This window comes from Erythrobacteraceae bacterium WH01K, from assembly GCA_027941995.1.
In the GTDB taxonomy this organism is placed as follows: Bacteria; Pseudomonadota; Alphaproteobacteria; order Sphingomonadales; family Sphingomonadaceae; genus CAJXSN01.
In genome coordinates, this window is sequence record CP115966.1 from 2607739 (window position 1) to 2627711 (window position 19973).

The window sequence follows — 19973 nt, forward strand, 5'->3', positions numbered from 1 at the left end:
CTCGCGGGTTTCCGGCGAAGTCGCATTCAGAGCAATCGATATCGTCGATCAAAGGATTAGGCCGCGTGCGGATAATCCGATTACAACCCCGGCCACCAGCGTCGCCGCTGCCAGTGCGAGGCGAAGCGCCCGTAAAGGCACGGTTTTTTCCAGCCGCTCTCCGGCCAGCCAGCCAAGCGTGATGGCCGCCACGCCGCCCAGCGCGCCGCCCAGCGCCACAAGAGCAGGTATCGCGGTAGCGGCAGCGAGGGCGAAAATGATGAAGCGCGAGGCATCGCCGAACTGTCTCAGGCACAGGACGAGGAAGGCGGCGAAGACGGATCGCGTCGGCTCCGCCGCAGCGGTGTCCCGATTGGGCCACGCCAGTTCCACTGCCGCTGCGATCAACGAGAACGCGACCAGCATCCGGCGGCCCGATGTCGGCAGGAGGCCCGCGATACTGGCCCCGGCAAAGGCCATGACCACGGCCGAGACAACAACCGCGGCCCATCCTGCCGCCAGTATCGTGGTCCGTGTCCGCGCGGCCATCTGCGCCACCAGCAACTGGTCGCGCGCGCCCTGCCCGATCAGCAGCGCGGCGACGAAGGCGAAGAGGAAACCGGACATCGTCGCGCCGGGCAACGGGAGCCGGTTTGCGGCCCCCGTCCCTGCCTCGTCAGACCCAGGGGCCGGTAATCGCCACCGTCACCGTGGGACTGTAGGCATTGACGAAGAACCACTTGCCATCGCGGGAGAAACAGCCGCCCGCCAGTTCGGTCTGCATGTTCAGCCGGCCGAAGGGATAGGCGACACCTTCGGGCGTGATGCCGCGCAGGTAATTGTCGACAGGATCGGTATACTGGTCCTCGCACACGATCAGGTCGCCGAACGGGGCGACGGTCAGGTTATCGCCGTAATTGAACTGCTCTTTGCTTTCACTTTCGAAGAACAGCTCGAACCGGTCGTCCGCGCCGTCATAGCCGGGCCGGATGCGGAACACCTGCCCCAGCTTCTTCGCGCCGCCGCTGGTCGAGCAGACGTAGAATTCGTCCTCGCCCATGTGGATGCCTTCGCCGCGCGCGATCAGGACACCGCCCTCGGCTGCGGCACGCAAGCGGAGGTCGTCCTCTGGCGCTTCGACATTGTCGATATCGATCCAGCGCACAGCCTTCGCGACGCCGACCTGCATGGCGCTGCCATCCCAGTTGCGGCTGTCGCGCGTGCCATCGGTGGCGACCATGAATTGCAGGCGTCCGCCCGCCGCCAGATTGCCGGGCTCTTTCGGCAGGAAGCGATAAAGCACCGAGTCGTCCCTGTCCTCCGTCAGGTAGACGATGCCCGACCGCGGATCGACACAGGCGGCCTCGTGGTTGAAGCGGCCCATGGCGGTCAGCGGCACGGCCTCCACCTGCCGGCCCGCGGCGGCGGGGACTTCGAACACCCAGCCATGGTTCTTCGCCAGCCCTTCGCCATAGCGCTGGCCCGGCCCGGTCGGCGCTTCCTCGCAGGTCAGCCAGCTGCCCCACGGCGTCACTCCGCCCGAACAGTTCCGGATCGTGCCCGCCAGACTGCGGTATTCCTGTTCGACGGCAAGCGTTTGCGCATCCAGCACGATGGTCGTCGTCCCGCCGGGAACGATGGTCCCGTCGCGGGTGCCGTATCCATGTGCGAGCGTGCCGCCCGCATCGTCGGTCGGGACGAGTTCGTGGTTGCGCACCAGCGCGATCCTGCCATTTCCGAGGTCGAGGCAGCCCATGCCGTCCGCCTTGTCCGGCACGGCGCCGCCATCCGACATGGCATTGCCCAGCCGCGAAAGCACGCGGTAGGAGAAGCCTTCCGGCAGGTCGAGCATGCCCGCCGGGTCCTTCACCAGCGGACCGTAGCCGGTCGCGCCGCGCCCCGGATTGCCGGCGCGCGCGATCTGCGGCGCGGGTGCGGTGCTGCACCCGCTGGCGGAAAGGGCAGCGAACGCGCTGCCCGTCGCGGCGAGGAACCGGCGGCGGCTGGTATTGGAGAAAGCGTTCATCGTCTCGAAGATCCTGTCGAATGGGTCGTTTGACATCAGCCTATCACGGCTACAGCGTTATGACAGTCAATAAGGAGAGAGCCTCGTGAAACTTGAAGATGGACTAGGTGCGGTAGTGACGGGCGGCGCGTCGGGCTTGGGCCTCGCCAGCGCCCGGGCACTGGCCGCAGAGGGTCTGAAGGTCGCCATTTTCGACATCGATACCGAGAAAGGCCCGACTTGCGCCGAGGAGATCGGCGGCACGTTCCATCACGTCGACATCACGGACGAGGCATCGGTGGAGGACGGCTTCGCCGCAGCCCGCAGCGCGCACGGGCAGGAACGGGTCACGATCCACTGCGCCATGACCAGCCGCCGCGGCAAGACGCTGGGCTGGGACAAGGAGAGCGGGCGGTACAAGCGGCTCTCTACCGAGGATTATGCCTACGGCGCGGAAGGGATCCTCGTCTCCAGTTACCGCATCGCCAGCCATTCGGCGCTCGGCATGGCGAACAGCGATCCGCTTAACGATGACGGCGAGCGCGGGGCCATCGTCCTGACCGCCAGCGTCGCGGCACAGGATGGCCAGATCGGCCAGGTGATCTATGGCAGCTGCAAGAGCGGGGTGAACGGCCTCGTCCTGCCCATGGCGCGCGACCTGATGGATGTGGGCATCCGCGTGAACAGCGTCATGCCGGGCATTTTCGCGACGCCGCTGATGCTGGGGATGAAGGACCGCAATCCGCAGATGTGGGACCAGCTCAATGCCAGCGTCCCCTTCCCCAAGCGGCTCGGCGAACCGGAGGAATTCGCCAGCCTGATCGTGGAGATCGCGCGCAACACCTACATAAACGGCCACCAGTTCCGCCTCGACGGCGCAATCCGGATGCCGCCGAGATAAGGTTGAGCCGGTCCTGCTGCGGCAGACCTCAGCTACACCGCGCCAGCTGTTCGCTGGATGGGACGATACGGTCGAATTCCACAGCCTGCCGCAGCTTCGCAATCCAGCCGCGGTCGACGAACGGCATCCACTGCAGCATTCCGCGATACAGGTTCGGCTTGCGATCGATCAGTTCCGCCCTGACCTCCCGCGCTTCGCCTGTTCGGCCCATCGCGGCCAGCGATGCCGTTTCCAGAACGTGGGCGAGGACATAGCCGGGATGGGTTGCCTGTATCGTCTGGGCTGTCGCCAGGCTTTCCTCGTAGCGTCCCAGCATCCAGTAACTCGTGCCAAGCGCACCGAGTGCCAGGAAACGTTTCGGATCGAGCGGGGTCAGGAAAAGCGCGTGCTTCAGCAAGTCGATCGCCGGTTCGGGATCGCCCGCCAGGTAATAGGTCGATCCCAAATGGACATAGGCCTGCCCAAGCCCGGGATCGAGCGCGCAAGCCTGCTCCAGATGGGTCCGTGCGGAGCCGGGTCGTCGCTGCCAAGTTTCCAGTATGCCATTGAATAGCGGGCCGCGCGCATCCAGCGGGTCGGCGCGCATTGCGGCGCGGATCAGGACCGCTAGGTCCCTGAAGGTAGTAGCCGTGGCGCGGTCGACCCAGTGTTGCCACAGTTCCAGATTGGCCTGGAGCATCAGCAACTCGCCGTTTTCCGGCGTTTTGCGCATCCCCTGATCGATCAGGATCCGCGCCTTGGCGAAGGATTCCCTATTGAACTGATTGATGTGGAACCTGATACGCCAGAGTTCCTCGTTCACACTGTCGATCGCGCCGGAGGCAGAGGTGTCGAAATGGCGTTGTTCGCAAACATCGAAAGACGCCCCCACGCAATTGGCGATCCGGGCGATCTCGTCCGCCGCCGAGGCAGGGTCCTGCGGACTGATGGTCCGCGTGTCCGTCCAGCGGATGATCCGCCCGGGCATTTCGAGGAACGAGAATGTCGCCCGCATTTCGCCTTCCGACGGAATGATATTCGTTTCCAGCAGATACCGGCAAGCAGGTGTTTGCCGGTCGTGCTCGCCGTCGCCCGATACGATCGGAAGCCACCGCATTCGCGTGAGAGCAACAGACAGGCCGTCACCGATCGAGCGCGCCATCATCGCGGCGGCCGCATCATGCCCTGCGGCCGTAGGCGGTACGACCGCGATGTAAGGCGGCAATGCAGATCGGTCCGAAACCGGTTCCACACGCTGGATGCTGCGCGGGCGGTCGTATGTTTCCCGGTCGAAATGCAGCCGCATGTCTCGCAGCCACTCCTCGAATTCCTCCTCGCTGGCGAGATCGAGCCCCTCGCAGAATTGCAGCTTGCCACCCCGGCCATGCTCGTCGGACACATCGACATGCACGCGGCTTTCGTCGAGACTCACTATACGGTTATCGGACCGGAGGACGTCCAGCCCGGCCTGCGCGAAAACGGCACGCAGGTTCGACAATTCCCGGCGCAGGCTGCTTTGCGCCTGCTTCTGCGCGCGAGAGCCCCACAGGACCCGTTGAAGCCAGGTGCGCGACCGTTCGAACCGGTCTGCCGTGGCCAGTGTCGCCAGAAGGGCGATGGCTTTCTTGCTGCTGATTTCCACGCGTCGCCCCGCAGACGATTCCACGCGTGGTGTGCCGAAAAGGTAGATCAATGCATCTGGCTGGTCGCTCATTACGTACCCCGAAAATGTCTCCCCGCCGACCCGAATAAAGGCGGAAAGCTCAAGCTGGTTCGACGCGACCAAATTTCACCCTGTATTCAGAGCATTGTTCTCGCCGGTACCGATAATCAGGAATGTGGGAACTATAAAGCCTGATTAGCCCAGAAAAGTTATTTTTCACGCGATTCGAACGCTTTGCTCACGCGAGACGAGCGCCTTTCGAACGCAGCTTCGGTCATACCCCGCCGCAATCCGCACCAGGAAGGTCTGCGGAGTTGGAATCGTAAACTGCACAGGGGTAATTCAATGCAGAAGAAGACGCAGCTGGCGCTGGGCGTAGCCACCGCCGCAATCATCACGGGCCTGGCGACACCGGCCAACGCGGCCTGCAAGGTAGACGGTTCGACCGTCACCTGCACTGCCGACAGTACGGCCACCGAAGTCAACGCCGCCCTAGCCAGCGTCGCAGGCAATGACGTCACGCTGGAATTTGTCGACGACGCACTCGTCACCCAGCCATTCAGTCAGATCTTCCCGACGCAGCAGGGACAGGTCGCCATCGATAATGCAGGGGCGATCGGCACCGAAGATGCGCCGGTCGGGATCGGATATTTCGGAACGGCCGATGATGCCGGCAACACGTTCTCCCTGGATAATAGCGGTTCGATTACCGGCAATGTTTCGGTGCAGAATGTCGGCGGCGAAGTTGCTTTGACCAATAGCGGTCTTCTTGCAGGCGGTGTCTTCGTCAACGTGACGGGCCCCGCGACGCTGATCAGCACCGGACAAATCGACGGCTTCGGATCGCAGGCTGTCTATCTTGGCTCGCGAACCTCTGCCGAGGCCGTCATCGAAGGCGATGTCGGCACTGCGGCAACGTCCACGGACGATTCCGACCTCCGTGATATCGTGGTCCAGTCGCAGGTATTCGTATCGCAGCCTTTCACCAGTGACACCGAAACCGAAGACGGCGTCACCACCACGACCACGTCTTCCGGATTCACCTACGAAGGTGGCAGCGCATCGGTTGTCATCGGCGAGGAAGCGAATACCGGATCGGTCCGCGCCGTCGGACTGGAAGATGCAAGCGTTGCGGTCGACGGAACGGTCGGATCGCTGACGCAGTATGACAGTGCCCGCGCAAATTCCGATGTCACGGCGCGGTCGACGGTTTCGGTCAGTACCAGTGACGGCAACAACAGCACCTATGACGAGACGACCACGGAGACTGCCCTGGGCGGCGACGCGTCGGTCGCCGTCGGCGAGACCGGATCTGTCAGCGGCGATGTGCAGGCGAACGGCCTGAACTCCGCCACCGTGATTATCGATGGCTCGGTCGGCAACGAGGCCTTTATCGGCGCTGCATTCGCCACGTCTTCTGGCACGGACCGCGTCGACACCTTTTTCAGCGAAAGTGATGGAACCGCGGTTTCCAGCACGTCCAGCCAGCAAAGCACCAGTTCTGGCGGCGATGCCTCCATCGCCATCGGCGAAACCGGCTCTGTAAGGGGCGATGTCGGTGCTTTCGGCAACGACGATGCCAGCGTTTCGAACGAAGGCGTCGTGACAGGTTCGATCAACGCCAACGCATCGGGCAGCGATACGCTAAGCCAGTTTTCGTCATCGTCCGACGGAGCGGGCAGTGGCGCTTCCACCAGTTCGTCAACCACGGTGCGGACGGGCGGTACGGCATCGATCGATAACGCGGAAGGCGCCCTCATCGGTCTTGACGCTACCAGTCCGATCCTGGTGTCTGCCTTTGGCCATACCGCCAGCAGCGTGACCAACGCCGGACGCATTAATGGCGATGTGCGCGTCCTGTCCAACGCGACCAATCTCGCAAGCGAGCAGACCAGCTCGTCCGACAGCGACACCGATGACGATGGCGTCACGACGACCGTCGACCGGAGCACCAGCCGCGATTCGAGCACGAGCGTTGGCGGCGATGCCAGCTTCGCCAATGCGGAAGGCGGCCTGGTTACGGGATCGGTCACGGTGCTGGGCGGCAGCAGTGCCGACTATGTGAACGAAGGTGCTGTAATCGGTACGACAAACGTCGAGAGCATTCGTACCGACAGCACGTCTGCCGAAACCAGGACGGATACGATCGTCAACACGCCCGGGCCCGAAGGCGGCTTCGTCCGGACCATCGAGCGGGACGGCGAGCAATCGAACTCGTCGAGCGGCGGTGATGTAACCGGGCTTTACGCCGGTACGAACGGAGCCGTCCAGTTCGCACCGTTCGGAGATGCCAGCGACGGATCGGTCACCCAGGTTTCCAGGGGCGGCAACAGCGCCGCTACAGTGACAGGCACGATCTTCGGCAACTTCTACGGCGAAGCAACCGGATCCGAATTCACATCGTCCTTCTCCGAAGACACGACCCTCGAATACGATGCGGACGGCGATATTCGCCGGTTTGAATCGAATACATCGTCGACAGACACGAACGACCAGACCGAAAACGACAGTTCGCTTATCGTGAACGGCGGCCGGATAACGCAGGACGCACGCCTTTACGCAACGGGCGATGCAACGGCAGTCATCGACAATGGCGGGATCGTGGAAGGCAGCCTGACCGCTACCGCGCAGAGCTTTGGCGGGTCCGAGAGCAGCGATTCCAGCAGCCAGCTCACGACGTATGACGAGGACGGCAACTTCCTCACCAGCGACTTCGTCACCACGTCCAGCTATTCGAGTGTCGCCGGCGATGGCGACGTTGCCGTCACCATCGGCGAAGGCGCAGTGGGCGGATCGGTCTTCACGAACGGTTCGGCTGGTAGCAACAGCTTCGTACTGGGCGCCGACGGATCGGTCGGCGGATCGGTCGTGCAAAGCAGCCAGGGGGCGTCGTTGTCGAATGAAAGCACGTTTGCCAGCAGCAGCACGCCGACCGGATCGTCGACCACCAATGACTATTCGCGGGCGTCCATGGCGACCGGCGGCGACGTTGTGGCGGATGTTGCCGGCACGATCGGTGTCGGCGATGCAGGTCCGCTGGGTTACGGCGATGTTGCCAGTGGTGCCGGAGGGAGCCTCTCGCTCTTTACCAATGCAGGCAATGCGGATGCCGTCCTGACCGGCCAGGTCCGCGGTTCCGTCTCGGTATTTGCGCAAGGCAGCGATACCTCCTTTGCCGTCCAGGAAGAGACGGCGAACGGCGCGACGATTGCACGTTCATCGCAGTCGACGTCGACCGCAACCGGCGGAACGGCGAGCCTGGCAGTCGATGCCGGAAATCGCGATGTTCCCGCCAATTTCGGCAACATCACGGTCATCGGCCGCGATGGCTCCAGCGCCGTCATCGGTGCAGACAGCACGGTCCTCGCGGCAACCAACGGTGCCTTCATGCAGGTCGGCGACGTTTTCTACGATAGCGCGTCCACCAGCGACGAAACCGATTTCATCGGCGGAACGCCAGATACGGTGACGCGCACGTCCGAGCAAATCGGCAACGGCGGGCCGGCCAGCCTGGTCAATGACGGGCGCATCGGCTTCGATGGCGGGACCGATTTCGACGGTGCCAACGCTTCTGTCTCGGTCATTAGCGCGACCGACGCATCGGCGGTCAACAACGGACAGATCTTTGGATCGCTCCACGCATCCTCGCTGTACGAGAACACCTCTTCGATCACGACCGAAACCGACCGGGGCGATGTGACCCGGGTGAATACGACCACGACGACATATGCCGCGACCGGCGGTTCGGCCTCGATCGCCAATAATGGCCTCGTCACGGGCAACGCTTCCCTGGAGGCGCTGGACGGAACACTGGTCAATAACGGTGTGATCCGCGGAGATATCCAGCTGGGCAGGAGCGTCGATAACTACACGACGCAGTCGGTCGACACGCTGACCCAGCTCGGCGAAGAGGAAGTCCTCGACCTCGCCGAAGCGATCGAACAGGGCTATGCCGTCGAACAGAACGGCCTTGTCGGCGGAACGATTTCGGTGACGGGTGTTTTCGGACAGCTCGACGACCGGGAACAGACGAGCTCCATTACGGCCGACATTGCGCTGAACAGCGGATCGGTGACGGGCGGCGGCGTCTTTGCCGAATATGACGAGGAAACGGGTGAACGCTTTACCGCGACCAACGTGACCCTGAATGGCGCCGGCTTCCTCGGACTTGGCAACGTTGCCCTGTCCCAGCTTGAAACGGCGTTCGGCGATGCCGATCCGGGTATTGCTGCTGCAGGCGACCTTTCTGCCTATGCAGGTGGAGCGCGCGTACTGGGCGTCGACACCCTGACCAAGACCGGTGACGGTGTGTTCCTGATCACAGGTGCACCCTTTGCGCCGATGACCAACACCAACACCCTGGCCGATTACACGCTGGACCTCGGAACCTTCGCCATCGACGGCGGGGAAATCCAGCTGGCCACGGCCGGAACCGGTGCCGTGTTCGGCATTCGCGGCGATATCGTCAATTCTGCCGGGCTGGTCCTGGGCAACAGGATCGACCTTCCCGCCCCGCTGTTCGGCACGAATGCCTCGGTGAACGCAATCGACGGTGTCGAAGTCTACCAGAACGGCGATTTCGTGCAGACCGGCAGCGGTACGCTCTCGGTCGGTGTGATGCCTACCCTGGTACGGGTCGTCGACCCGGCATTCTCCAGCATCAGCGTTTCCACCAACCCGCTGGCAGTCCAGTCCATCGGTTTGGCATCCGGACTGTTCACCACACCGGAAAATGCCTTCGGGCAGGCCTTCACCGAACTCGGCATGGGCTTCCTGACGGTCGACGGCGACATGGACCTGGCCGGCACGGTGGAACTGGTCAGCCCGACGGGCGGCCTGTTCACCAATGGCCAGACGGTAGATATCGCAAGCGTGTCCGGTACGGTTACGACCAGCGCAGGCGTCGACGTCAACTCCAGTTCGAACTTCGTAAGCTTCGATCTCGATACCCGTTCGGAAGACGGGCGGACCATCGTGTTTGCAAGCGCAGACCGTGCCGGGTTCGAAACAGCCGGTAACAACCAGAACGCAATCGCTGCAGGCTCGGCCCTCAGCGCGTCGTTCGACGACGTGGTGACCACGATCCAGTCCGGAACTGCGGGCGGTATCGGCATTGCCGGAGACCGGTTCGTGCTGGCACAGGATCTCGCCAATATCTTCGTCGGTTTCGATACGCTGCTGACGATGGACCAGGTCGGCACGGCTCTGAACGAACTGGCGTCCGGCGAATTCTACGGTTCGCTCGCCACGCTGGAAACGACGGCTCCGTTCGTCGATGCAATCAGCAGCCGGCGCGTGCCGGATGGCGCAAGCGGCTTCAATGTGTGGCTTGCCCCGTCGGGCGACTTCGTCGACCTGGAAGGCGACAGCGCTGTCGGATCGCGCGACATCGAAGCCGATAATTACGGCGGGTCCGTAGGCTTCGGTATCGCCACCGGCAACGGTGAAATCGGCGCCGGTGTCGGCTATGGCCGGATCAGCGCCAATGCCGACAGCAACCTGCTGATGGCAGAAGCCGATACCTGGATGCTTGGTGCCTATCTGCGCCAGGGCTTCGGCAACTTCGCCATCAGCGCGGATGTGGTCTATGGCTGGAGTGACTGGAACGCCTCGCGGGTCATGCCGACCCTGTCCCGGACCGCATTCTCCGAATTCGACAGCACCGAGCTGCGCGGCGATTTGCGGGCCGAATACATGGTCGACTTCGGCAATGGCTGGGTGGCTCCGTTTGGCCAGCTGACATTCCGCCAGTTCGATTTCGACGGATTTACCGAAGACGGTGCCGGCGCAGTCAACCTGGTGGTCCAGGACGCTGATGAGACGGTTTTCACCCCGACGCTGGGCCTGCGGGCAGGAACAAGGTTCGAAACCGGCCTTGCGACGCTGCGTCCCGAAGTCACGCTGGCTTACAGCTTCGATGACGACAACGCCTCGTTCCGCGATGTCGCCTATCTCGGGGCTCCGGCCAACAGCTTCCGCCTTCAGGGTGTCGATCCGGATGGATACTTCACCATCGGCGCCGGACTGTTCGCGGATATCGGTGTAAACTCGGGCGCCTTCCTGCGCGCCAGCTATGCGACCGGCAGCAATGTCGATGTCACGAGCGTCAATGCGGGCGTAACGATCGGCTTCTGACCACGGCCGACGAGACGAGAAGGCGGGATTCCCTTTCGGAGTCCCGCCTTCTTCTTTTTGGATGACAGGACAGCCACGTGACGAATTGCGAGGAATTGTTTTCCGCTTTAGGCATCGTCTTCCCCGGCAGGGTCAGAGCCCTTCTGTCGGACGGCGTACTGGAAGGAATCGCCGGGCGTTTCGAGGCGGGAACGTTGCAGGCCATAGGCACCGTTATCGAAAACGGTTGTCCTGCCCATGCGTCGTTCGGCTCGGCAGGGGCAGAAGCTCAGATTTCGTGCCGTGACGTGCTCGCCTGGACGGCAGAACGTTCCAGCTTCCTGGTCCGTTACGTCCATTTCCCGCACGCGCCCGGGGCCTGCCGTATGCTGGCCCTCACCACGGGCCCTCTCAAGGCAGCGCGCGAATTGCCGGTGCCGGCGGACCACCCTTTGCCGCTGACGGACAAGGAATTGGAGGTCGCCTGCGCGCTCGCCACCGACAAGAGCGCGTTAAGAATTGCCAGCGAAACGGGCCATTCGGTCCATACGGTCCGCAACCAGATCAAGAGCGCCCTGCGCTCTACCGGCCGGCATTCGCAATCCCAACTCGCCTCTCTCGTGCGTGACTGGCTGTTCTAGGCCTAACGAAGCGCAAAAGCTCTCCAGTGTTGCCGAGCAGCGGTTTTGGGAAGGCAGCGCTGGAGCGGGTGAAGGGAATCGAACCCTCGTCGTCAGCTTGGGAAGCTGCTGCTCTACCATTGAGCTACACCCGCGCGTTCGCCGGGCGATGCCTGTGGCCGATGGACGGGGCCCGGTCAATATAAACACCGGTCGCACGCTCAGCGGCGGCTGGCGGGACCGGGCGCGGTTGGTCGCGCCTCGGCCCTCGTCATACCGACTTATCTTGGCCGCCCGGCTTGTGTGAGCGCGGCGGGGGTCTAGATACACGGCAAATCGAAAACCGGAGAGACTATCATGCGCCAGATCGACCACCTGATTGCCGGGGGCTCCCCCGCCGCCACGGGCCGCACCCACAAGGTCTGGAACCCCTCCACTGGCGAAGTTCAGGCCGAGGTCGTGCTCGGCAATGCCTCCACGCTGGACGCTGCCGTTGCGAAAGCGAAGGAAGTGCAGCCCGGCTGGGCCGCGACCAATCCGCAGAAACGCGCCCGCGTGATGTTCGAGTTCAAGCGCTTGGTCGAGGAGAACAAGCAGGAACTCGCCGAACTGCTTTCCAGCGAGCACGGCAAGGTCGTCGAGGATTCGCATGGCGACGTGCAGCGCGGGCTGGAAGTCATCGAATTCGCCTGCGGCATCCCGCAGGCGCTGAAGGGCGAATACACGCAAGGCGCCGGCCCCGGCATCGACGTCTATTCCATGCGGCAGCCGCTGGGCATCGGCGCAGGCATCACGCCGTTCAACTTCCCCGCCATGATCCCGATGTGGATGTTCGGCATGGCGATTGCGGCAGGCAATGCCTTCATTCTGAAGCCTTCGGAGCGCGACCCCAGCGTGCCTGTGCGGCTGGCAGAGCTGTTCCTGGAAGCGGGGGCGCCGCAAGGCCTGCTGCAGGTCGTCCATGGGGACAAGGAGATGGTCGATGCCATCCTCGACCACCCCGACATCCCGGCCGTCAGCTTCGTCGGATCGTCGGACATCGCGCAGTATATCTACGAACGCGGCGCGGCGAATGCGAAGCGTGTGCAAGCCTTTGGCGGGGCCAAGAACCACGGGATCGTGATGCCCGACGCCGATCTCGACCAGGTTGTGAACGATCTGGCCGGCGCTGCTTTCGGCTCTGCCGGCGAACGCTGCATGGCGCTGCCGGTTGTCGTGCCGGTGGGCGAGGACACCGCCGACCGCCTGCGCGAGAAGCTGATCCCGGCAATCAACGCCCTGCGGGTCGGCGTCGCCACCGATGCGGACGCGCATTACGGCCCCGTCGTCACGCCGGAGCACAAGGCGCGCATCGAAAGCTGGATCGACACGGCCGAGAAGGAAGGCGCCGAAGTCGTTCTCGACGGGCGCGGCTTCAGCCTTCAGGGGCATGAGGACGGCTTCTTCGTCGGCCCGACCCTGCTCGACCGCGTCACGCCGGACATGGAAAGCTACCGGGAAGAAATCTTCGGCCCCGTGCTCCAGATCGTGCGCGCAAAGGATTTCGAGGATGCCCTGCGCCTGCCGAGCGAGCATCAATACGGCAATGGCGTCGCCATCTTCACCCGCAACGGCCATGCCGCGCGCGAGTTTGCGAGCCGGGTCAATGTCGGCATGGTCGGCATCAACGTGCCGATCCCGGTCCCGGTCAGCTATCACAGCTTCGGCGGCTGGAAGCGCTCTGGCTTCGGGGATATCGACCAGTACGGCATGGAAGGCCTGAAGTTCTGGACCAAGAACAAGAAGGTGACCCAGCGCTGGCCCGACGGCACGGCGGATGGCGGCCACGAAAACGCCTTCGTCATTCCGACGATGGGGTGACGGCCATGCGCGCATTTCTCCCTCTCGCTGGTTTTGCCCTCGCCCTTTCCGCCTGCACCGCCTCCGAATCGCCGGAACCGGCGGAAACGATGATGCCGGTGGAACCGGATGGCGGTATCGAGGATGGGGCAACGCCGCTCCCGGAATTGCTGGAAGACAGCGATGCGCACGAAACAACCGGTCCGGACGAAGCCGCGCTGGAAGAAGATGCAGAAGCGGATGCCGGTGCGCGCGGTATCACTGGCTCAGGTGCCACGCCGACCACGATTCCGGCCGACTATCACGGAGTATGGGATTACGTTCACGGGTCCTGCAATCCAGCCTCCGACCTTCGCCTGGAAATCTCCGGCGACCGGATCGTGTTCTACGAATCCGTGGGCCAGGTGACCGGCATAGAACGGCGGACGAATGGCGATCTGATCGTTTCCCTCGCCATGTCCGGAGAAGGAGAAACCTGGGAGGCAACGCTGAAGCTGGAAATGGATTCCACCGCTATGCGGTTGATTGTCAGCGATCCGGTGGGCGCGCCGGAGCCCTTCGACTATCGCAAGCGTTGTGAGTGAAGCGGACGGCCAAGATAACTATCGAAACGCGCCGCCAGCACGGCTAGGGATCATGCCATGACAGGACAATTCCAGCTTACCGAAGACCAGCTTGCCATCCAGGATATGGCCCGCCGGTTCACCGCCGACAATATCACGCCGCATGCCGGGGAATGGGACGAGAAAAGCCATTTCCCGCGCGACGTGATCCAGTCCACCGCTGAACTGGGCTTCGGCGCGATCTACGTGTCGGAGGAAAGCGGCGGCATCGGCCTCGGCCGGCTGGAAGCGGCGCTGATCATGGAAGCGATGGCCTATGGCTGCCCGACCACCAGCGCCTTCATCTCGATCCATAACATGGCGAGCTGGATGATCGACCAGTTCGGGTCGCAGGACGTAAAGGACCGGTATCTGCCGGACCTGATCTCCATGGAGAAGATCGCCAGCTATTGCCTGACCGAACCGGGCAGCGGGTCCGACGCGGCAGGCCTGAAGACACAGGCCGTGCTGGATGGCGACCATTACGTCCTCAACGGCACGAAGCAGTTCATTTCGGGCGGCGGGGTCAACGATGTCTACGTAACCATGGTCCGCACCTCCGACCACAAGACGAAGGGCATTACCTGCCTCGTCATCGACAAGGATACGCCCGGCGTCAGCTTCGGCGCGCCGGAGAAAAAGCTGGGCTGGAACGCCAGCCCCACCGCGCAGGTCATCTTCGAGGATGCGCGCGTGCCGGTCGCCAACCGCGTCGGTGACGAGGGCGAGGGTTTTCGTTTCGCCATGATGGGTCTGGACGGAGGGCGGCTGAACATCGGGGCGTGTTCGCTTGGCGGAGCGCAGCGGTGTCTCGACGAGGCGGTGGCCTATACCAAGGATCGCCAGCAGTTCGACCAGCCTATCGCCGACTTCCAGAACACCCAGTTCATGCTGGCCGACATGGCGACCGACCTCGAAAGCGCCCGCGCCCTGCTCTATCTCGCGGCGGCGAAGGTGACGGATGGCGCTCCCGACAAGTCGCGCTTCTCCGCCATGGCGAAGCGGCTGGCGACCGACAATGGCAGCAAGGTCGTGAACGACGCGCTGCAATTGTTCGGCGGCTACGGCTATCTGAAGGACTACCCGATCGAACGCTTCTGGCGCGACCTGCGTGTGCATTCGATCCTGGAAGGCACGAACCAGGTCATGCGGATGATCGTGGGCCGCGACCTCCTGCGCCAGTAAAGGCACGAAACCATGACCCAAGACATCAACATCCACAAACACGGCCGCGTCGGCCACATCAGCCTCAACCGGCCCAGTGCGCTCCATGCGCTCACCCTCGACATGTGCCACGCGATGAGCGCGGCGCTGACGGAGTGGGAGAACGACGACAGCGTAGAGGCCATCATCCTCGACCATGCGGAGGGGCGCGGTTTCTGCGCCGGCGGCGACATCAACCTGCTGCGCAAGAGCGCGCTGGAAGATGGCGGCGTGGCGGGGCGCCAGTTCTTCCACGACGAATACCAACTGAACCACCAGATGTTCGTCTATCCCAAGCCCATCGTCGCTTTCATGGACGGCATCACCATGGGCGGCGGCGTGGGCATCGCCATGCCTGCGAAATACCGCGTGGCGACGGAGAACACCCGCTTTGCCATGCCGGAAACGGGCATCGGCCTGTTCCCCGATGTCGGCGGCGGCTGGCACTTGTCGCGCCTTGGCGGGCGGCTTGGCCAGTTCCTCGCGCTGACGGGCGCGCGGCTCGACGGGAGCGAGTGCCTGTGGGCGGGGATCGCGACGCATTACGTGCCGAGCGAGATGCTGGAGGAACTGAAGGCCCGCATCGTGGAAAAGCCCGACCGGATTTCCGGCATCTTGTCCGAACCCGTCGGCACCCCGCCTAAGGCCCGTATCGAAGCCAATGCCGACCTCATCCGCAAGCATTTCGCATCCGACCGCTACGAGGACATCCTTGCCAGCCTGGAAGCGGCGGCGGACGATGGCGACACCTGGGCGGCGAAGGAGCGCGACACGCTGGGCACGAAGAGCCCGCAGACCTGCAAGGTCGCGCTGCGCCAACTCGCTGAATCCGAAAAGCTGGACAGCTTCGCCGAGAACATGGCGATGGAATACCGCATCGCCAGCCGCGTGCTGGTGCGCCCCGATTTTGCCGAGGGCGTGCGCGCCGTGATCGTGGACAAGACGAACGACCCGAAATGGGACCCTCCCACTCCGCAGGATGTGAGCGAGGAACTGATCGACAGCATCTTCGCCCCCCTGCCCGCAGACGAAGAATGGAAACCGCTATGAGCGACTACGAAACCATCCTGACCGAAACCGACGGCGCGGTGACGATAATCACGCTGAACCGGCCGAAGGCGCTGAACGCGCTGTCCAGCGTGGTGCTGGACGAGCTGATCCAGGCGTTCGCCGCCTACCAGGCCGACGACAGCCAGCTCTGCGCGATCCTGACCGGCAGCGGGGACAAGGCCTTTGCCGCGGGCGCCGACATCAAGGAAATGTCGGACAAGGCGGCAGCCGATTTCTACCTGGACGATTTCTTTTCCAAATGGACGAGCGAAATCGTCAAGACCACGCGCAAGCCGTGGATCGCCGCGGTCAACGGCTTTGCCCTTGGCGGCGGGTGCGAGCTCGCCATGATGGCCGATTTCATCATCGCCAGCGACAATGCCAAGTTCGGCCAGCCGGAGATCAAGCTGGGCGTCGCACCGGGCATGGGGGGCAGCCAGCGCCTGACCCGCGCGGTCGGCAAATCGAAGGCGATGGAAATGTGCCTCACCGGCCGGATGATGGATGCCGAAGAAGCCGAGCGCAGCAACCTCGTCGCCCGCGTCGTGCCCCACGCAGACCTGATGGCCGAGGCGAAGAAAACCGCCGCGACCATCGCTTCGATGCCGCCGATGGCTGCAATCGCGAACAAGGAAATGGTCAACAGCGCCTTCGAAATGACGCTCGATCAGGGCCTGACACAGGAACGCCGCCTGTTCCAGATCCTCACCGCGAGCGAGGACAAGAAGGAGGGCATGGCGGCGTTTATCGAGAAGCGTGAAGGGCAGTGGAAGGGTCGGTGATAGAACCACTCCTTTTGATTATTGTTGGAGCGATTGGAAGCTATCTCGCTTGGTTGGAATTAAAAGACTATCGCGAAGGCGAAGGTAACTTCTCAAAACGGCGTCGTGTGTCGTTTGGACGCGGAAAGATCGCGCGTCGTGCCGTAACTTTTCGTGCTTGGTCAGAATTGATGGCCCTCGCTGTGACAGGGCCGCTCTGCTTGTTCTTCGGACTGTGGCTACTCATAATTTGAACGGAGAGTAGAATGAAAATCGCCTTTATCGGCCTCGGCAACATGGGCGGTGGGATGGCCGCGAACCTCGTGAAGGCGGGGCATCACGTAAACGCCTTCGACCTCAGCGGGGATGCACGCGCAGCTGCCGCAGCCGCAGGCTGCGAGGCGCACGATACGGTGGAAAGCGCCTGCGACAGTGCGGAAGCGGTCGTCACCATGCTTCCCAATGGCGAAATCGTTCGCAGCGTCTATTGGGACCAGGTCATTGCCGCCACACCGAAGGGCGCGATCTTCCTCGATTGTTCGACCATCGACGTGACCACGGCAAAGGAAGTGGAAGCGATTTCCGTCGGCGCAGGGTTCGAAATGGTCGACGCGCCCGTTTCCGGCGGTATTGCTGCTGCGAATGGCGGCACGCTGACCTTCATGGTCGGCGGAACGGACAGCGCGTTCGAGCGCGCCAAGCCGATTCTGGAAGGCATGGGCAAGGCCGTGATCCATGCAGGCGAGGCAGGCGCGGGCCAGACCGCGAAGATCTGCAACAACATGCTGCTCGCCATCCACATGATCGGCACGGCCGAAGCGATGAAGATGGCCCAGAAGCTGGGGCTCGATCCGCAGAAATTCTACGAGATTTCTTCGCAATCGAGCGGCTACAACTGGTCGCTTAACGCCTACACCCCCCTCCCCGGCGTCGGCGTCGAAAGCCCGGCGGACAACGATTACAAGGGCGGGTTCGCGACCGGCCTCATGCTCAAGGATTTGCGCCTCGCGATGGAGGCGGCCGACAAGGCGGACGCCGCCGTGCCGCTCGGTGCCCGTGCTGCCTCGCTCTACGAGGACTTTGCCGGGGCGGGTAACGGCGGACTGGATTTCAGCGCGATCATCAAGACCTATTGATCTCGTCGATCACGGTTTCCAGCCACTCGCGCGGCGCCCTGCGACGACCGACATCGGCCACGAATTCCTGACCCCGCGCGACCGAACGCAGGCGACCGCCGCGTAGCCAGCGGTCGGCGCGGTCGTGATAGCTGAGCCCGCCCTTCTTCAGCCAACCGGGCCGGTTCCACAGGCTGGGCGGACCTTCGGTAACGGTGAGCCGCAATGCGTCCGACGCCCTTTGGGCCGTCCGTCCTTCACCAACGTAGATACGATCATTCTTCGCATGCATCCCCAGCGCGTGCGGATGGCCCAGCGCCGCCAGTTCGCCACGCCTCGCTTCGTCGCATGTGCTCAGGTCGACGATGTCCTCGATCCGCTGATAGCCGAAAATGCGGTGATGCGGATTGCCGCTTCCCTCGCGGAACAGTCCGAAGAACAGGAACACATCACCCACACCGACGCCCCTGTTGGCGAGATGCGTCTGCGCGGCGCCGCACTGTCCGAACAGGCACATCCCCTCGCCCGTGAACATCGGATCGTGATGGCAAGGATCGCCCGCGCCCAGCACGCCGCGACTGGCGGCTTCGGCGGCATCGCCAAGTCCCAGCTCGCCATAGGTCGTGCGGGAATACCGGCTGGCTGGTATCGGCAGACTGACCGGACGTCCCTCGATGATGGGCGATGGCCCCCCGCCGCTCGCGCTGTCGAAGCCCTTCCTGCTGAAGACGATCCTCATGTCGATCCCTTTGGCGCACTGACCAAGCGCTCACAAGTTTTGCCAAGGCGGCGTCTACCGTCTAAGTGCCGCCTTCACCGCAAACCGCGCGAGACCGGCCGCACTTCATGCAACGTATCGTCAGGAACATGGGCTGGCTGCTGGGCGGGCGCGGCGTCAATGCCGCGCTCAGCCTCGTCTACATTCCGCTGGCGACGCGCACGCTGGGCCTCGACGGGTTCGGTTATTTCGCGATCATCATCGCGCTGGGGCAGATCGTCACCGGCATTGCCAATTTCCAGACATGGCAATTCGTCGTGCGCTGGGGGGCGGAGGGCGAAGGTCCGGCGAAGGCGACCGGCTTCGCCATCGCGCTGGACCTGCTTTCGCTGGTGACGGGCGCGCTGCTGGCCGCGATCCTCGTCGCGTCTGCGCCGCTGTGGCTGCCGCTGCCGGCGGACCTGCTGTGGCTGGCTTTCGGCTATTGCCTCGTCTCGCTGTTCGCCTTGCGCTCCACGCCGACAGGGCTGCTGCGCCTGCGCTTCCAGTATGGAAGGGCAACTGCGGCAGAGGCAACGCAGCCCGTTGTCCGGGCCATCGGGGCCGTGCTCGCCTTCCTCTTCATGCCGACGGTGACGGGCTTCGTTCTCGCCTTCGCCGCATCGGAAATCGTGGTCGCTGCGGCGCTGTGGATTGTCGCCGCGCGCAGCGAACGGATCGAGACCTCGGAAATATCGCTGCGCCGCATTCCCGCCGCGCATCCCGACGCCTGGCGGTTCGTCCTGTCCACCAACCTGTCGGGCAGCCTGCTGGTCGCGGGCAAGCAGGTCATGATCCTGCTGGTCGGGGCGATCGGCGGGGAAGCGGCAGCGGGCGGGTTCCGCATTGCAAGCCAGCTCGGACAGGCGCTGGTCCAGCTGGCCCAGACGATCATAAAGGCCGTCTATCCGGAGCTTGTCCATGCAAAGGAAGACGCGGTCGCCATCGCCCGCCGGATTGCCAATGCCGCGCTCATCGGCGGTGTGCTGGCCGTTGGCGTCGCCCTGCTGTTCGGGCGCGAGGCGCTGGTCCTGATCGCGGGCGAGGAGTTCCGCGTCGTCTACTGGGCGATGGTCATCCTCGCCATTGGCGGCGCGGTGGAACTGGTCGGGGCGAGCCTGGAATCGCTGCTGGTCAGCGCCGGGCGTGCGGGCACGGCCTTCCTGTGCCGGGCCCTGCCGATGGGCCTCGCCTTCGCGCTGCTGGAAATGGCGATGGGCTGGCAGGGCCTGAAAGGCGCCGCGCTGTGCGTTCTGGGCGCGAGCGCGCTTGCCGTGATCGGGTTCTGGGTCTCGATCCTCAGCCGCCTCGATATCAGGATCAGGCCGGAGGATGCCGCGAAGGCGCCGCCCCGGCCCGTCGAATAGTCCGGCCCGCCTGATCGG

The 19973-nt window shown here is 63.7% G+C and carries 14 protein-coding genes and 1 tRNA gene; 10 read left to right on the plus strand and 5 right to left on the minus strand.

All coding sequences use genetic code 11. The features are described 5' to 3' along the window. Positions 1–48: 48 nt before the first annotated feature. Together PF049_12890 and PF049_12895 are read right to left on the minus strand one after the other, a co-directional pair. The gene (locus PF049_12890) at positions 49–606 is read right to left on the minus strand and encodes a TMEM165/GDT1 family protein (protein ID WBY16469.1); all 558 of its coding nucleotides are present in this window, start codon (positions 604–606) and stop codon (positions 49–51) included. Positions 607–655: 49 nt separating this feature from the next. Continuing rightward, positions 656–2041, minus strand: a complete 1386-nt coding sequence (locus tag PF049_12895) for a DUF839 domain-containing protein (protein WBY16470.1) — start codon at positions 2039–2041, stop codon at positions 656–658. Positions 2042–2090: 49 nt separating this feature from the next. Here PF049_12895 and PF049_12900 point away from each other — a divergent pair, with 49 nt between their 5' ends. After that, on the plus strand, positions 2091–2885 hold the full coding sequence (locus PF049_12900) for an SDR family oxidoreductase (protein WBY16471.1): 795 nt from the start codon (positions 2091–2093) through the stop codon (positions 2883–2885). 28 nt (positions 2886–2913) lie between these two features. On the opposite strand, the gene PF049_12905 is transcribed toward PF049_12900, so the two are convergent. Then, positions 2914–4578 carry a tetratricopeptide repeat protein gene (locus tag PF049_12905; GenBank protein WBY16472.1) on the minus strand — a complete coding sequence of 555 codons (1665 nt, stop codon included), beginning with the start codon at positions 4576–4578 and terminating at the stop codon, positions 2914–2916. A gap of 294 nt (positions 4579–4872) precedes the next feature. Between PF049_12905 and PF049_12910 the strand changes: the two genes are divergently transcribed. Then, on the plus strand, positions 4873–10662 hold the full coding sequence (locus PF049_12910) for an autotransporter outer membrane beta-barrel domain-containing protein (protein ID WBY16473.1): 5790 nt from the start codon (positions 4873–4875) through the stop codon (positions 10660–10662). Positions 10663–10739: 77 nt separating this feature from the next. Next, positions 10740–11282, plus strand: coding sequence for a hypothetical protein (locus PF049_12915; GenBank protein WBY16474.1), 543 nt, complete (start codon positions 10740–10742; stop codon positions 11280–11282). A 60-nt stretch (positions 11283–11342) separates the two neighbouring features. Here PF049_12915 and PF049_12920 read toward each other — a convergent pair. Further along, a tRNA-Gly gene (locus PF049_12920) sits at positions 11343–11416 on the minus strand. A gap of 202 nt (positions 11417–11618) precedes the next feature. Here PF049_12920 and PF049_12925 point away from each other — a divergent pair. From PF049_12925 to mmsB, 6 genes are all read left to right on the plus strand, one after another. Next, positions 11619–13121, plus strand: coding sequence for a CoA-acylating methylmalonate-semialdehyde dehydrogenase (locus PF049_12925; GenBank protein WBY16475.1), 1503 nt, complete (start codon positions 11619–11621; stop codon positions 13119–13121). A 5-nt stretch (positions 13122–13126) separates the two neighbouring features. Beyond that, positions 13127–13684, plus strand: coding sequence for a hypothetical protein (locus tag PF049_12930; protein ID WBY16476.1), 558 nt, complete (start codon positions 13127–13129; stop codon positions 13682–13684). A 57-nt stretch (positions 13685–13741) separates the two neighbouring features. Then, positions 13742–14887: an acyl-CoA dehydrogenase family protein gene (locus PF049_12935; GenBank protein ID WBY16477.1), complete on the plus strand. Its 1146-nt coding sequence runs from the start codon at positions 13742–13744 to the stop codon at positions 14885–14887. A 12-nt stretch (positions 14888–14899) separates the two neighbouring features. Beyond that, positions 14900–15955, plus strand: coding sequence for an enoyl-CoA hydratase/isomerase family protein (locus PF049_12940; GenBank protein ID WBY16478.1), 1056 nt, complete (start codon positions 14900–14902; stop codon positions 15953–15955). Continuing rightward, the gene (locus tag PF049_12945) at positions 15952–16737 is read left to right on the plus strand and encodes an enoyl-CoA hydratase-related protein (protein WBY16479.1); all 786 of its coding nucleotides are present in this window, start codon (positions 15952–15954) and stop codon (positions 16735–16737) included. Before PF049_12940 ends, PF049_12945 begins: the two co-directional genes overlap by 4 nt. 245 nt (positions 16738–16982) lie before the next feature. Beyond that, positions 16983–17852, plus strand: a complete 870-nt coding sequence (mmsB, locus tag PF049_12950) for a 3-hydroxyisobutyrate dehydrogenase (GenBank protein ID WBY16480.1) — start codon at positions 16983–16985, stop codon at positions 17850–17852. On the opposite strand, the gene PF049_12955 is transcribed toward mmsB, so the two are convergent. After that, positions 17839–18570, minus strand: coding sequence for a hypothetical protein (locus PF049_12955; GenBank protein ID WBY16481.1), 732 nt, complete (start codon positions 18568–18570; stop codon positions 17839–17841). The genes mmsB and PF049_12955 overlap by 14 nt on opposite strands. A gap of 107 nt (positions 18571–18677) precedes the next feature. On the opposite strand from PF049_12955, the gene PF049_12960 reads away from it, so the two are divergent. Then, positions 18678–19955 carry a lipopolysaccharide biosynthesis protein gene (locus PF049_12960; GenBank protein ID WBY16482.1) on the plus strand — a complete coding sequence of 426 codons (1278 nt, stop codon included), beginning with the start codon at positions 18678–18680 and terminating at the stop codon, positions 19953–19955. The last annotated feature ends 18 nt before the right edge of the window (positions 19956–19973 follow it).

What these genes read in the sequence shown, in the direction of transcription:
- PF049_12890 (WBY16469.1), bottom strand. Translation starts at nt 606, where the DNA reads ATGTCCGGTTTCCTCTTCGCCTTCGTCGCCGCGCTGCTGATCGGGCAG.
- PF049_12935 (WBY16477.1), top strand. Translation starts at nt 13,742, where the DNA reads ATGACAGGACAATTCCAGCTTACCGAAGACCAGCTTGCCATCCAGGAT.
- mmsB (WBY16480.1), top strand. Translation starts at nt 16,983, where the DNA reads ATGAAAATCGCCTTTATCGGCCTCGGCAACATGGGCGGTGGGATGGCC.
- PF049_12940 (WBY16478.1), top strand. Translation starts at nt 14,900, where the DNA reads ATGACCCAAGACATCAACATCCACAAACACGGCCGCGTCGGCCACATC.
- PF049_12895 (WBY16470.1), bottom strand. Translation starts at nt 2,041, where the DNA reads ATGTCAAACGACCCATTCGACAGGATCTTCGAGACGATGAACGCTTTC.
- PF049_12960 (WBY16482.1), top strand. Translation starts at nt 18,678, where the DNA reads ATGCAACGTATCGTCAGGAACATGGGCTGGCTGCTGGGCGGGCGCGGC.
- PF049_12945 (WBY16479.1), top strand. Translation starts at nt 15,952, where the DNA reads ATGAGCGACTACGAAACCATCCTGACCGAAACCGACGGCGCGGTGACG.
- PF049_12905 (WBY16472.1), bottom strand. Translation starts at nt 4,578, where the DNA reads ATGAGCGACCAGCCAGATGCATTGATCTACCTTTTCGGCACACCACGC.
- PF049_12925 (WBY16475.1), top strand. Translation starts at nt 11,619, where the DNA reads ATGCGCCAGATCGACCACCTGATTGCCGGGGGCTCCCCCGCCGCCACG.
- PF049_12955 (WBY16481.1), bottom strand. Translation starts at nt 18,570, where the DNA reads ATGAGGATCGTCTTCAGCAGGAAGGGCTTCGACAGCGCGAGCGGCGGG.
- PF049_12930 (WBY16476.1), top strand. Translation starts at nt 13,127, where the DNA reads ATGCGCGCATTTCTCCCTCTCGCTGGTTTTGCCCTCGCCCTTTCCGCC.
- PF049_12910 (WBY16473.1), top strand. Translation starts at nt 4,873, where the DNA reads ATGCAGAAGAAGACGCAGCTGGCGCTGGGCGTAGCCACCGCCGCAATC.